This is a genomic window from Stenotrophomonas maltophilia R551-3, assembly GCF_000020665.1.
Taxonomy (GTDB): Bacteria; Pseudomonadota; Gammaproteobacteria; order Xanthomonadales; family Xanthomonadaceae; genus Stenotrophomonas; species Stenotrophomonas maltophilia_L.
Window position 1 is genome coordinate 4,385,555 of sequence record NC_011071.1, and the last position, 13,362, is coordinate 4,398,916.

Sequence of the window (13,362 nt, forward strand, 5' to 3'; positions counted from 1 at the left end):
CCGAGAGTCCTTCCACATGAATGCGTCTGTCCGTGCTCCGCGCCTGCAGTCCAAGCTGCTCGGCGCGGTTTCCGTTGGTCTGGCCGTGGTCCTGCTGTGTGCTCTGGCCGGCCTCGCCTCCGCCTGGTTGAAACTGTCCACCGAGGTTCCGCCCGAAGTCGCCCACAGCCGCGACGCCGAGCGCCTGCAGCGCGAGTTCCGCGGGCAGGTGCAGGAATGGAAGAACGTACTGCTGCGTGGCCACGACGACGCGTTGCGCCAGCGCCACCTGGACGCCTTCGACAGCGAGGGCCGTCTGGTCGAACAGCTGGCCAAGGGCCTGGTCAGCAGCCCGGATGCACGCACGCGCGAACTGGCGCAAGCGTTCATCGGCCTGCACGCGCAGCTGCAGCAGGACTATCACGCGGCGCTGCAGGCATTCGCCGAGGCCAGCTACGATCCCGCCGCCGGCGACAATCTCGTGCGCGGCAAGGACCGCCCGGTGGCAACCGCGCTGGATGCGTTGAGTACGCACGCCACGCAGGTGGCCGAAGCGGCGGTAGCGGCCCGTTCGCAGCAGGCGCGGCAGACGCTGCTGCTGTGCGCGGCGCTGACCGTGCTGGCCGCCGTGTTGCTGCTGATGGGGCTGGGCTGGTGGCTGCGGCGTGCGGTGGTGCAGCCGGTGCTGGCGGTGGAGGCCGCTGCGCGCGCAGTGGCCGCCGGTGATCTGGAGCATGTTGTGCAGGTGCGCAGCCGCGATGAGATCGGTCGGCTCGCGCAGGCCATGCAGGCGGTGCAGTCCACACTGCGCGGCGTGCTCGATGCGCAGGCCACGATGGCACAGGCGCATGAAGCCGGCACCATCAGCCACCGCATGGACGCCAGTGCCTTCCCCGGCGCATTCGGCGAAATGGTCGCCGACAGCAACGCGCTGGTCGATGCGCACATCCAGGTAAAGCTGCGCGCGATTGCGATCATGGGCCGTTACGCCATCGGTGACCTCAGCCAGGACATGGAGCGGCTGCCGGGCGAGAAGGCCGTGATCACCGACGCGCTGAATACCGCCAAGGTCAATCTCGGCATGATCAATGGCGAGATCCGCCGCCTGGCCGAAGCCGCTGCCGCCGGTGACTTCAGCCAGCGTGGCGACAGCGCGCGCTTCGAGCATGACTTCCGCGCGATGGTCGATGGCTTGAACCGGTTGATGCAGACCACCGAGCAGAACCTCGGCGAGGTCTCCAGCATGCTGCGTGCGATCGCCGATGGTCGCCTCGGCGCGCGCATGCACGGCGATTTCCAGGGCGTGTTCGCGCGCATCGCCGGCGATGCCAACGCCACTGCCGCGCAGCTGGCGACCATCGTCACCGACATCAAGCACGCCTCCGGCAACATCCACACTGCGGCTGCAGAGATCGCCGCCGGCAACAATGATCTGTCGCGCCGTACCGAGCAGCAGGCGGCCAATCTGGAAGAGACTGCAGCATCGATGGAAGAACTGACCTCCACCGTGCGCCAAAACGCCGAGCATGCACGCCAGGCCAACCAGCTGGCGATCGGCGCGCACACGGTCGCCTCGCAGGGCGGCAGCGTGGTCGGCCAAGTGGTGGCGACGATGGGTGCGATCGAGACCTCGTCACGGCAGATCGCCGAGATCATCAGCGTGATCGATGGCATCGCATTCCAGACCAACATCCTGGCGCTGAACGCGGCAGTGGAAGCCGCGCGGGCCGGCGAACAGGGCCGCGGCTTCGCGGTGGTCGCCAGTGAAGTGCGCACGCTGGCGCAGCGCTCGGCGGCGGCCGCGAAGGAGATCAAGGCATTGATCGAAGCCTCGGTTGAGCAGGTCGGCCACGGCGCGCAGCGCGTGCGCGAGGCCGGTGACACCATGGCCGAGATCGTGGCATCGGTGCAGCGCGTGACCGACATCATGGCCGAGATTTCGGCGGCCTCGCAGGAGCAGAGCGCGGGTATCGAGCAGGTCAGCCAGACCGTGATCCAGATGGATGGCACCACCCAGCAGAACGCCGCGCTGGTGGAGGAAGCCAGTGCCGCCGCACGCAGCCTGGAACAACAGGCGAACCGACTGATCGACGCGGTGGATGTGTTCGATCTGTCGACCACAACAGCGGCGAAGGACGCGTTGGCGCGTGCGGCCTGAGTGATCCGGTTGCCGGCCAGCGGCCGGCACTACCCGTGCGATGTGCCGGCCGCAGGCCGGCAGCGTCCGCCGCCACATGGGTAGCGCCCGACCGTTGGACGGGCGACGGCAGGATCAGTGCGGACCAACGGTCCGCACCCACCAGAGCGGCCGCGCCCACCGGCGCGTGCGGTAGTGCCGGCCGCTGGCCGGCAACTTCAGCGCACGTAGTCGCTCTGCGCCATCGCGTCGGCCAGGTAATCCACGAACGAGCTGATCCGCGACGACACGGCGGTGTTGCGGTAGTACACCGCATGGATCGGCTGGTACACATCCAGCGTCTGCGCCGCCAGCACCTGCACCAGGGTGCCGGCGCTGCGGTCGCGATCGGTGACGAAGTCGGACAGGCAGGTGATGCCCACGCCTTCCACCGCCAGCCGGCGCAGCGTCTCGCCACTGGATACGGCAATATCCGGGCGCACCAGCAGCAGCCCATCCGACTCTCCGGGCAGCGGCCAACGGTTGAGTGATTCCGGCTCGTTGAAGCTGAGCAGCGTGTGCTGGCCCAGTGCGGCGACGCTGGCCGGTTCGCCGTGCCTGGCCAGGTAGGCCGGGCTGGCCACCAGCCGCAGCTGGCAGCGGCCCAGCAGCCGCGCATGCAGGGTGGAGTCGGCCAGCGGGCCGATCCGGATCGCCAGATCGGTGCGCCGTTCGAGCAGGTCGATGTAGCGGTCGGAACTGTTCAACTCCAGCTGCACTTCCGGGTAACGCGCGCGATAGCCGGCCACCAGCGGCGCGATCACGTGCAGCACGAACGGCATCGCCGCATCCACGCGCAGGCGCCCTGCCGGGCGCTCGCGGCGCGCCGCCATCTGTTCCTCGGCCGATTCCACCGCATCGATGATCGCCCGCGCATGGCGCAGGAACGCCTCGCCTTCGGCGGTCAGGTGCAGGCGGCGGGTGGTACGGGTCAGCAGGGTGATCCCCAACTTGTCCTCCAGCCGCCCCAGCGCGCGGCTCACGCCCGAGGGTGTCTGCCCCAGCTGCTCGGCGGCGGCACTGATCGAGCCGCTGTCGATCACCGAAAGGAACGCCTGCATTTCATCTAGAGTGGTCTTCATGTCCCTATTATTGACTGCACGGCAATAGTGATTGGCGTGAAGACCGGTTTTTCGGCAAAGGTCGGCGGCGCAGACTGCGCAGCCTCTTCCTCCTGCTGGACCCTGTCATGACCCGTGGCATTCCCCTCGCCCTGCTGGCGTTGACCCTCGGCGCCTTCGCCATCGGCACCACCGAATTCGTCATCGTCGGCCTGATCCCGACCATCGCCGGCGACCTGCAGGTCAGCCTGCCCTCGGCCGGCCTTCTGGTCTCGCTGTACGCGCTGGGCGTGGCCATCGGTGCGCCGGTGCTGACTGCGCTGACCGGACGCGTACCGCGCAAGCAACTGCTGGTGGCGCTGATGGTGTTGTTCACGCTCGGCAATGTCGTCGCCTGGATGGCACCCGGGTATACCTCGCTGATCATCGCCCGCATCCTCACCGGCCTGGCGCACGGCGTGTTCTTCTCGATCGGCGCGATCATCGCCACCGCCGTGGTGCCGAAGGAGAAGGCGGCCAGTGCGATCGCCATCATGTTCACCGGCCTGACCGTGGCACTGGTGACCGGCGTGCCGCTGGGCACCTTCATCGGCCAGCATCTGGGCTGGCGCGCGACCTTTCTGGCGGTGGCCGGCCTCGGCGTGGTCGCACTGATCGGCGCGCTGTTGTTCGTTCCGCGCAACCTGCCGCAGAGTGCGCCGGCCAGCCTCCGTCAACAGCTGGCCGTGCTCGGCCAGCCACGCCTGCTGCTGGTCTATGCGATGACCGCGCTGGGCTACGGTGGCACCTTCCTGGCCTTCACCTATCTGGCGCCGATCCTGCAGGACGTCACCGGCCTTCCGGCCAACGCCGTGAGCCTGGTGCTGCTGGTGTACGGCGTGTCGGTGGCGATCGGCAACCTGTGGGGCGGGCGCATGGCCGACCGCTTGGGTCCGGTGCCCGCGCTGAAGCGCATCTTCGGACTGCTGGCACTGGTGCTGTTCGTGCTCACGTTCACTGCCTACAACACCTGGTTGATGCTGCTGACGGTGCTGGCGCTGGGTGCGGTAGCGTTCGGCAACGTGCCCGGCCTGCAGGTCTACGTGGTCAAGCAGGCGCAGCGCTATGCACCGCAGGCCACCGACGTGGCCTCAGGCCTGAACATCGCCGCGTTCAACGTCGGCATCGCCATGGGCGCCTCGCTGGGCGGCCTGGTGGTGGAGCACATCGGCCTGATGCATACCCCATGGCTGGGCGCGCTGGTGGTCGTACTGGCCTACGCGCTGACCGTGCTCAGTGGCCGCCTCGACCGCCGCGATGGCGTCGACCACCGCGCCGACGGCATTGCCGCCACCGCGCATTGATCCATGCAATGCACCGTTGCCGGCATGCATACGGTGCCTGTCCTACCCTCTTCCCTCTGCTACTCCCTTCCCCCCGTTGGAGCTTCCCATGACTGTCCCCGCTTTTGGTCTCGGCACCTTCCGCCTGAAGGACCAGACCGTGATCGACTCGGTGCGCAATGCGCTGGAGGTCGGCTACCGCGCCATCGATACCGCGCAGATCTACGGCAACGAAGCCGAAGTCGGCCAGGCCATCGCCGAGTCCGGCGTGTCGCGTGATGATCTGTACCTGACCACCAAGGTGTGGATCACCGAGTTCAAGCGCGATGCGCTGCTGGCCAGCCTGCGTACCAGCCTGGAGAAGCTGCGCACCGACCGCGTCGACCTGGCGCTGATCCACTGGCCGTCACCGAATGGCAAGGTCGATGTGCCGATGGAGGAATACTTGCCGGCACTGGCCGAAGCCAAGGCGCAGGGGCTGACCAAGGCGATCGGCATCTCCAATTTCACCATCGCGCAGACCCGCAAGGCGATCGAGATCCTCGGTGCCGAAGCCATCGCCACCAACCAGATCGAGATCCACCCGTACCTGCAGAACCGCCTGCTGGTGAAGTTCCTGCAGGACAACGGCATCCACATCACCGCCTACATGAGCCTGGCTTATGGCGAAGTGCTGAAGGACCCGGTGATCCAGGCCATTGCCGGCCGTCACCAGGCCACCCCGGCGCAGGTTGCGCTGGCCTGGGCGCTGCAGCAGGGCTTCTCGGTGATCCCGTCGTCGACGAAGCGCGAGAACCTGGCAGCCAACCTGGAAGCAGCGGCCGTGCGATTGACCGACGAAGACATGGCACAGATCGCCAAGCTGGATCGTGGCCATCGCCTGGCGAATCCGGAAGGGATTGCCCCGGCCTGGGATTGAGGCCAACCGCGGTTACGGATCGGAATCGGTCGGTGCCGACCTTGGTCGGTACCGACCTCTGGTCAGTCGATGACACATCGTGCCGACCAAGGTCGGCACCTACCAAAGGCAGAGCTATCCCTCGCCTTGCAGCAACCATCCACGCATCGCCGCACTGACCTCGTCCGGCTTTTCCATCGGTGCCAGGTGCCCGCAATCGGGCACCACCACCAGCTGCGAATGCGGCACCAGGGCGTGCACCTCCTCGCTCACCGCCAGCGGCGTGATTCGGTCGTTCGCACCGCACACGATCAGCAATGGATCGCGGTAGCCAGCCAGCACATCATGGCCATCACGGCGTTCCAGCGCGCTCTGGCGCAGGAACACTTCCGCCCCCAGGCGAGCGGTCATGTCGCGCACACGCTGCACCAGCACGTAGTCATCCAGCCGCGAGGCATCGATGTAGCTTCGCATCAGCGCGTCACCGAAGCCGTGGAATTTTCCCGGCAGGCGCACGCTGGCACGTTGGCTACGGCGCTGCTCGGCACGTTCCGGCGAATCGGCATGGATCGAGGTATCGATCAACGCCAGCTGTAGCACGCGCTCGGGCGCGATGCGCAGGATCTGCTGAGCGACGAAGCCGCCGAGCGAGAAACCTGCCAGCGCAAAGCGCTCCGGCGCCTGAGCCAGTACATCCTGGGCCACGGCCTGCAGGGTTTCACCGCGGGTCTGGTCGCCCACCGTGCAATCGGCGATGTCGGCAAGATCAGCCAACTGTGAGCGCCACAGCTCGGCATCGTTGAGCAGGCCGGGCAGTAGCAACAGGGGAATACGGTCGGTCATGGGGCTATTGTCGCGCCATCACGGTGACGGAGCCATGCTGCAACGGGCGGTTGCATTGTAGAGTCGAGCTTGCTCGACTGCTCCACAGCCAGTCGAGCATGGCTCGACTCTACAGAAGGCAACGATACGGACGCGACCATGGCAGACCCCTACAACAGCGGTACCCCTTCCCCGCCTGCGCTGCGCTTCGACGACTCGCTGGTCACCACCGCCTTCGAGCTGCCGGGCCATCGCATCGTGCGCAATCTGGGCGTGGTACGCGGCATCACCGTGCGCTCGCGCTCGATCGTCGGCAATTTCCTCGGCGGTATACAGACGATCTTCGGCGGCAACATCACCATCTACACCGAACTGTGCGAACAGGCTCGCGAGGAAACCTACCGCGACATGGTCAAGCACGCGCGGCAGCTGGGCGCCAACGCGATCATCGGCATGCGCTACGACGCCACCGATGTGATGACCGGGCTGACCGAAGTGCTGTGCTACGGCACGGCAGTGGTGGTGGAACCGATGCGATAGCCTGGTCGTAGTGTCGAGCTTGCTCGACTGCTTTCGATGGCAACAGTCGAGCGAGCTCGACTCTACAGCGGTGCCGCCGGCACCTCGACCTGCTGCACCGGCAGGGTCACCACCATCACCGTCGGGTCATCCGGGTCCAGCTTCGTCTTGAAGCCCAGGCTCTGGCACATCGCCAGCATGGTGCTGTTCTCGCGCAGCACCTGTCCTTCGACCACGTCCAGGCCCAGCCACTTGGCGTACTCGATCATGATTGCCATCAGCCGCCAGCCGATGCCGTGTCCCTTCAGGTCCGAGCGGATCAGGATGCCGTACTCGCCGCGGTGGTAATCGGCATCGGCGTGCAGGCGCACCGCGCCGAGCATTTCGCCACTGCGCGGTTCGATCGCCACCAGTGCGATCGAGCGTGCGTAATCGAGCTGGGTCAGGCGCGCGATGAACTCGTGGCTGAAGTGCTTCACCGACTGGAAGAAGCGCAGGCGCAGATCCTCGTCGCTGACGCGGGCGAAGAACGCACGGAACAACGCGTCATCCTCCGGCCGCACCGGACGCACGAAGGCGCGGCCGCCATCGGACAGTTCGATGGTGCGCTCCCACTCCTTCGGGTACGGGAACACCGAGAAGCGCGGATGGCCACGGCCCTTGTGCAGGATGCGCGACGGCGCCACCGCCACGCGTGCGTCGAGGGCGAGGATGCCCTTGCCGTCGACCAGCAGCGGATTGATGTCCAGCGTACGCACTTCGGGAATGTCGGCGGCCAGCTGCGCCAGCTTGACCAGCGCCAGGGCCAGTGCGCGCTCGTCGGCGGCAGGCACATCGCCATAGGCCTTGAGGATGCGCGAGGCACGGGTCTGGCCGATCAGCTCATGGGCCAGGCGCAGATCCAGCGGCGGCAGCGCCAACGCCTTGTCATTGATCACTTCAACCGCGGTACCGCCACGGCCGACCACGATCACCGGACCGAACGTCGCGTCATCGGCAATGCCGACGATCAACTCGCGCGCCTTCGGGCGAACGATGGTCGGCTGCACCAGCAGGCCATCGATGCGCGCATCCGGCCGCAGCTGGCGTGCGCGCGACAGGATCGCGTTGGCCGCGCTCTGCACCGCCGGCAGCGTGGACAGGTTCAGGCGCACGCCGTCCACTTCCGACTTGTGCGGAATGTCCGGCGACAGGATCTTCAGCGCCACGCTGGCGCCACGCTCCAGCAACGGCTGCGCCAGGTCCATTGCCTCGTGCGCATCGCGCGCATGCATCACCGGCGCGGAGGGAATGCCGTAGGCCTTGAGCAGTTCGTGGGTGGCCAACGGGTCCAGCCATTGCTGGCCGTTGGCCAATGCCGCATCGACCAGCGCGCGTGCGGCCGCCGCGTCGACACTGAAGTCCTGCGGCAGGCTGGGCGGTGTTTCCATCAGCGCGTTCTGCGCTTCGCGGTAACGCACCAGATGCTGGAAGCCGCGCACCGCTTCGGCCTCGGTCGGATAGGTCGGCACCCGTGCCGCGTTGAGCGTGGCGGTGGCCTGGTCATCGTTGCCCAGCCACACCGCGAATACCGGCTTGTCGCGGTGATGGCGCGGGCGCAGTCCGAGCGTGCGGGTAAGCGCCTGTGCGGCGTCTGCGGATGAAGTGAATGCGGTCGGCACGTTGACCACCATCACCGCATCATTCTCGTTGTCAGCCAGCAGCGCCTCGATGGCGGCGGCATAGCGGTCACCATCGGCGTCGACCACGATGTCGACCGGGTTGCTGCGCGACCAGCCCTGCGGCAGCACGGCGTCGAGCTTCTCGACCGTGCTGTCGGACAGGTTGGCCAGCGTGCCACGCAGTGCAATGAGCTGGTCCACGGCCAGGCGGCCGACACCGCCACCATTGCTGAGAATGGCCAGGCGACGACCGGGGAAGGTCCCCAACCGGCCCAGCGATTCGGCGGCCGTGAACAGTTCGTCCAGCGCGCCCACGCGCAGCAGGCCGGCGCGGTTGAACGCGGCGCCATACACGTCGTCGGCGCGGGCCAGGGCCTGCACATGGGTATCGCGGCTGCCCGGCTGCACGCGCTCGGCGCGGCCGGACTTCACCACCACCACCGGCTTGGCGCGGGCGGCGGCACGCGCGGCCGACATGAACTTGCGCGCATCCTTGATCTGCTCGACATAGAGCAGGATGGCGCGGGTGCGGTAGTCGGTGGCGAAGTAGTCGAGCAGGTCACCGAAGTCGACGTCCATCGTGTCGCCCAGCGAGACCACCGCGGAAAACCCGACCGAGCGCGCCACGCCCCACTCCACCAGCGCGGCGGCAATGGCCGAGGATTCGGAGATCAACGCAAGATCACCGGCCTGCGGGAAGTGCGCGGCGATGCTGGCATTGAGCCGTGCGTGCGGTGCAATCACACCCAGGCAGTGTGGGCCGAGGATGCGCAGGCCATGCTTGCGCGCCACCGCCTCCACCTGCGCCGACAGCGAGCCCGGGCCGTCACCCAGATGGGCGGTGAGGATGATTGCGGCCTGCACGCCGCGTTCGGCAGCGGTGCGCACCACCTGCGGCACGATCGACGCCGGCGCGGTGATCACCACCAGATCCGGCACCCAGTCCAGGTCCTTCAGCCGCTTCACGGTGCGGATGCCATCGATTTCGGCATGCCGCGGGTTGATCCACGCCACCTTGCCGGGGAAGCCGGTGCCGCGCAGGTTGCGCATCACCGCACGTCCGGCCGAGCGCTGACGCGGGCTGCCGCCGATCACCGCGACCGACTGCGGACGGAACACGGACTGCAGGTGGTAGGTACTCATGCGCCTACGGTACCCAAAAAAGGGGACGGAGGGGATTAAGTCGTTTGTGCCACAAACGACTTAATCCCCTCCGTCCCCTTTTTGTTACAGCAGCGTGCCGTGCAGGATCATCGCGGCGATGCTGAAATAGATCACCAGCCCGGTCACGTCCACCAGGGTCGCCACGAACGGGGCCGAGGCACTTGCGGGATCGAAGCCGAGCCGCTTGAGGATGAAGGGCAGCATCGAGCCGGACAGCGAGCCGAAGGTGACGATGCCGACCAGCGCCGCGCCGATGGTGATCGCCAGCAGGATCCAGTGCTCGCCGTAGTCGTGCAGGCCACCCAGCTGCCAGATCACGATGCGTACGATGGCCAGGCAGCCGAGGATGGCGCCCAGCACCATGCCGGTCGGAACCTCGCGCAGAGCCACTTTCCACCAGTCGCGCAGGCGCAGCTCGCGCAATGCCAGGCTGCGGATCAGCAGCGAGGTGGCCTGCGAACCGGAGTTGCCGCCCGAACTCATGATCAGCGGAATGAACAGGGTCAGCACCACCGCGCGCGCCAGTTCATCCTCGTAATGCTGCATCGCGCTGGCGGTCAGCATTTCGCCCAGGAACAGCACGCTCAGCCAGCCGGCGCGCTTGCGCAGCATCTCGAAGAAGCCGATCTGCATGTACGGCTTGTCCAGTGCTTCCATGCCGCCGAACTTGTGCGCGTCTTCGGTGGACTCTTCGATCAGCGCATCGAGCACGTCGTCGACGGTGACGATGCCAAGCATCTGCTGCTGCGCGTCGACCACCGGAATCGCCAGCAGATCGTGGCGGCGGATCAGCCGCGCCACTTCCTCCTGGTCCATCAGTGCATCCACGGTCACCGGCGGATTGACCTGGGCCACGTCCAGGATCGACTCCTCGGGCAGGCCGGTGATCAGCCGGCGCATGGTCACCACCTGCTGCAGTTGCTGGCTGGCCGGGTCCAGCACGTAGATCGCGTACACCGTCTCGCGGGTACGCTCGACCTGGCGGATGTGCTGCAGGGTCTGCGCAACGGTCCAGCTGGCGGGTACCGCCACGTACTCGGTGGTCATCAGCGCGCCGGCGGTGTTCGGCGGGTAGCTGAGCAGCTTCTGGATGGCCTGGCGGGCATCGGTGCCGAGCAGCGGGATCAGCCGCGCGCGTTCTTCTTCGTCCAGCTCGTGGACGATGTCGGTGGCACGGTCGTCGGCCATCAGCCCCAGCAGGGCCGCGGCGCGTGCCGGCGGCAGCGCGGCCACCAGCTCGCCGCTGCGGTGCAGCTCCGGTGCTTCGAGCATCTTCACCGCGCGCGGCAATGACAGCGCCGCCAGCGTTTCCGCGGCGCGCGTCAGTTCCAGCGTATTGAGGAATTCCACCGCGTCGGCGGTGTTGTAGTTCGCCAGGGGTGCGGCCAGTGTGGCGGCATCGGCCACCGGGCGCAGCAATTGCTTCTGGTTCATCGGATTGCCTTGTGGGGGTGCGACCTCGCGCAACGCCAACGCAGGCAAACCGTCCCGATGTCAGGCGGTGGCCATCGCTGGCGTCGAACGAGGTCGACTTCTACTGTCGCTGGACATGGGTTGGGGACTCCGGGATGCGTGTGCTGGCGGACGCGCCGCCAGCGGCGGGCAGTCTGGACCCGGCGACATTGCAGGTCAACCCGCGCCGCGCGGCGTGGCCCGGCCCCGCAGGTCGTTCTCGTGCCTGCACGGAGCGGCGCGCATAATGGCCGGGTGGCGCTCGCCACGCTTTTCCTACCCGAACGGACGCGCAGCGGCTTCCCGATGACCAGGTATTCCCATGCATAGCGGCGGTCTGGAACTGGCCCTGGTGCTGCTGCTGGCGGCGGTCATCGCCGTGCCGGTGTTCAAGAAATTCGGCTTCGGCGCGGTGCTGGGCTACCTGGCGGCCGGCGTGGTACTGGGCCCGGACGGGTTGGGCTTCGTGCAGGACGCCGATCGCATCCTCGGCGCCGCCGAGATCGGCGTGGTGATGCTGCTGTTCGTGATCGGGCTGGAGCTGTCGCCCGCGCGCCTGAAGGTAATGCGACGCTCGGTATTCGGTGCCGGTGCGGCGCAGGTGGCGCTGTCCGGGCTGGTGCTGGGCGGCCTGCTGCTGCTCGACCACTTCCAATGGAAAAGTGCGCTGGTGGTGGGCGTGGCGCTGGCGCTGTCATCCACTGCGGTGGGCCTGCAGCTGCTGTCAGAACACAAGGCGATCAACAGCGACCATGGCCGGCTCGGGTTCGCCATCCTGCTGTTCCAGGACCTGATCGCGATTCCACTGCTGGCGGCCATCCCGCTGCTGGGCGGGGTGAAGAACGAGACGCTGCGCTGGGAAGATGCGGCCGTGGCGCTGGGTGCGCTGGCGGTGGTGATCCTGTGCGGGCGGCCGGTACTGCGCAGGGTGTTCAGCATCATCGCGCGCACCCGCAGCCCGGAAGTTTTCACTGCCACTGCCCTGCTGGTGGTGCTCGGCACCGCTTGGTTCATGCAGGAAGCCGGCCTCAGCCCCAGCCTGGGCGCGTTCCTGGCCGGCGTACTGCTGTCCGACTCGGAGTTCCGGCACGAACTGGAAGCGCAGATCGAGCCGTTCAAGGGGCTGCTGCTGGGCCTGTTCTTCATTGCGGTGGGCATGGGCATCGACCTCGACCGCATCGTTGCCGAGCCGTGGCTCATCGCCGCCGGCGTGGCGATCCTGCTGGTGGTCAAATTCAGCCTGCTGTACGTGATCGGGCGCATCGCAAAGCTCAGTTCACGGCACTCGCTGCTACTGGGCAGCGTGCTGTGGCTGGGCGGCGAGTTCGCCTTCGTGGTGTTCAACGAAGCGCAGCGCGCGCACCTGCTGGGCAGCGCCAACCATGACCGTCTGGTGGCGATCGTCGGCCTGTCGATGGCGATCACGCCACTGCTGATGATCGCGCTGCTCAAGCTGCTCGGCCAGGAGAAGGCAACGCCGCGCGAGGCAGCCGAGGCCGACAAGGTGGCGCCGGACAACCGGCCGAAAGTGCTGATTGCCGGCATGGGCCGCTTCGGCCAGGTCATCGCGCGCCTGTTGACCGCGCAGAAGGTGCCGTTCGTGGCACTGGAAGCGAACCCCGATACCGTGGCCGACCTGCGCCGCTTCGGCAACCAGCTGTATTACGGCGACCCGACCCGGCCGGAGATGCTGCGCGCTGCGGGCGGCGAACACATCGATGTGTTCGTGATCACCGTGGACGACCCGGAGACCAACCTGCGTGCAGTGCGCATGGTGCGCCGGCTGTACCCGGACGCGAAGGTGCTGGCGCGTGCACGCAACCGCCAGCATGCGTGGCGCCTGATGGACATGTCGGCCGAACCGTTCCGCGAAGTGTTCGGCACCAGCCTGGAAATGAGCGGGCGCGTGCTGACCGCATTGGGTGTTGCACCTGAAGTGGCCGAACGCCACGTGCAGCGCTTCCGTGAGCACGACGAGCAGCTGCTGCGCGACCAGTATCTGGTGTACGACGACGAGGCCGCGGTGATCCAGACCTCGCGCGATGCACGCAACGACCTGATGCACCTGTTTGAAGCCGACGCGGAAAGTGACGGCGACAAGGAGCGGTGACAGCCAGCCAGTGTGCCGACCAACGGTCGGCACCCACCCGATGGATGGTGGACCCGGTAGTGCCGGCCGCTGGCCGGCAGCCTCGGGATCCCGGAGGTTTCATGAGGTTGCCGGCCAGCGGCCGGCACTACCCACTACAGATTCCCGCAGCGCGGTGTTGGGGTCAGAGCCCTTTCCGTTGGAAAGGGATCCGACCCC

General features: G+C 67.2%; 9 protein-coding genes. 5 read left to right on the top strand and 4 right to left on the bottom strand.

The features are described from left to right. Positions 1-16 precede the first annotated feature (16 nt). Positions 17-2,137, top strand: coding sequence for a methyl-accepting chemotaxis protein (locus tag SMAL_RS19790; RefSeq protein ID WP_012512450.1), 2,121 nt, complete (start codon positions 17-19; stop codon positions 2,135-2,137). 197 nt (positions 2,138-2,334) lie between these two features. On the opposite strand, the gene SMAL_RS19795 is transcribed toward SMAL_RS19790, so the two are convergent. Beyond that, positions 2,335-3,237, bottom strand: a complete 903-nt coding sequence (locus tag SMAL_RS19795) for a LysR family transcriptional regulator (protein ID WP_006401534.1) — start codon at positions 3,235-3,237, stop codon at positions 2,335-2,337. Between the two features lie 107 nt (positions 3,238-3,344). Between SMAL_RS19795 and SMAL_RS19800 the strand changes: the two genes are divergently transcribed. Continuing rightward, positions 3,345-4,559 carry an MFS transporter gene (locus tag SMAL_RS19800; protein WP_012512451.1) on the top strand — a complete coding sequence of 405 codons (1,215 nt, stop codon included), beginning with the start codon at positions 3,345-3,347 and terminating at the stop codon, positions 4,557-4,559. A gap of 88 nt (positions 4,560-4,647) precedes the next feature. Then, a complete protein-coding gene (gene dkgB / locus SMAL_RS19805; RefSeq protein ID WP_012512452.1) occupies positions 4,648-5,457 on the top strand; it encodes a 2,5-didehydrogluconate reductase DkgB in 810 nt (269 codons plus the stop codon). Positions 5,458-5,571: 114 nt separating this feature from the next. Here the strand turns inward: dkgB and SMAL_RS19810 are convergent, their stop codons facing one another. Continuing rightward, complete coding sequence (locus SMAL_RS19810) at positions 5,572-6,279, bottom strand: alpha/beta fold hydrolase (protein ID WP_012512453.1); 708 nt, start codon at positions 6,277-6,279, stop codon at positions 5,572-5,574. A gap of 138 nt (positions 6,280-6,417) precedes the next feature. Here SMAL_RS19810 and SMAL_RS19815 point away from each other — a divergent pair, with 138 nt between their 5' ends. Then, a complete protein-coding gene (locus SMAL_RS19815; protein ID WP_012512454.1) occupies positions 6,418-6,798 on the top strand; it encodes a YbjQ family protein in 381 nt (126 codons plus the stop codon). Positions 6,799-6,860: 62 nt separating this feature from the next. Here the strand turns inward: SMAL_RS19815 and SMAL_RS19820 are convergent, their stop codons facing one another. After that, positions 6,861-9,581, bottom strand: coding sequence for a bifunctional acetate--CoA ligase family protein/GNAT family N-acetyltransferase (locus SMAL_RS19820; RefSeq protein ID WP_012512455.1), 2,721 nt, complete (start codon positions 9,579-9,581; stop codon positions 6,861-6,863). A gap of 84 nt (positions 9,582-9,665) precedes the next feature. Beyond that, positions 9,666-11,036 (bottom strand): magnesium transporter, encoded by a 1,371-nt coding sequence (mgtE, locus tag SMAL_RS19825; protein WP_012512456.1) that lies wholly within the window; start codon positions 11,034-11,036, stop codon positions 9,666-9,668. A 340-nt stretch (positions 11,037-11,376) separates the two neighbouring features. Between mgtE and SMAL_RS19830 the strand changes: the two genes are divergently transcribed. After that, positions 11,377-13,164 (top strand): monovalent cation:proton antiporter-2 (CPA2) family protein, encoded by a 1,788-nt coding sequence (locus SMAL_RS19830; RefSeq protein ID WP_012512457.1) that lies wholly within the window; start codon positions 11,377-11,379, stop codon positions 13,162-13,164. Positions 13,165-13,362: the final 198 nt, after the last annotated feature.

What these genes read in the sequence shown, in the direction of transcription:
- mgtE (WP_012512456.1), bottom strand. Translation starts at nt 11,036, where the DNA reads ATGAACCAGAAGCAATTGCTGCGCCCGGTGGCCGATGCCGCCACACTG.
- SMAL_RS19790 (WP_012512450.1), top strand. Translation starts at nt 17, where the DNA reads ATGAATGCGTCTGTCCGTGCTCCGCGCCTGCAGTCCAAGCTGCTCGGC.
- SMAL_RS19830 (WP_012512457.1), top strand. Translation starts at nt 11,377, where the DNA reads ATGCATAGCGGCGGTCTGGAACTGGCCCTGGTGCTGCTGCTGGCGGCG.
- SMAL_RS19795 (WP_006401534.1), bottom strand. Translation starts at nt 3,237, where the DNA reads ATGAAGACCACTCTAGATGAAATGCAGGCGTTCCTTTCGGTGATCGAC.
- SMAL_RS19815 (WP_012512454.1), top strand. Translation starts at nt 6,418, where the DNA reads ATGGCAGACCCCTACAACAGCGGTACCCCTTCCCCGCCTGCGCTGCGC.
- SMAL_RS19810 (WP_012512453.1), bottom strand. Translation starts at nt 6,279, where the DNA reads ATGACCGACCGTATTCCCCTGTTGCTACTGCCCGGCCTGCTCAACGAT.
- SMAL_RS19820 (WP_012512455.1), bottom strand. Translation starts at nt 9,581, where the DNA reads ATGAGTACCTACCACCTGCAGTCCGTGTTCCGTCCGCAGTCGGTCGCG.
- dkgB (WP_012512452.1), top strand. Translation starts at nt 4,648, where the DNA reads ATGACTGTCCCCGCTTTTGGTCTCGGCACCTTCCGCCTGAAGGACCAG.
- SMAL_RS19800 (WP_012512451.1), top strand. Translation starts at nt 3,345, where the DNA reads ATGACCCGTGGCATTCCCCTCGCCCTGCTGGCGTTGACCCTCGGCGCC.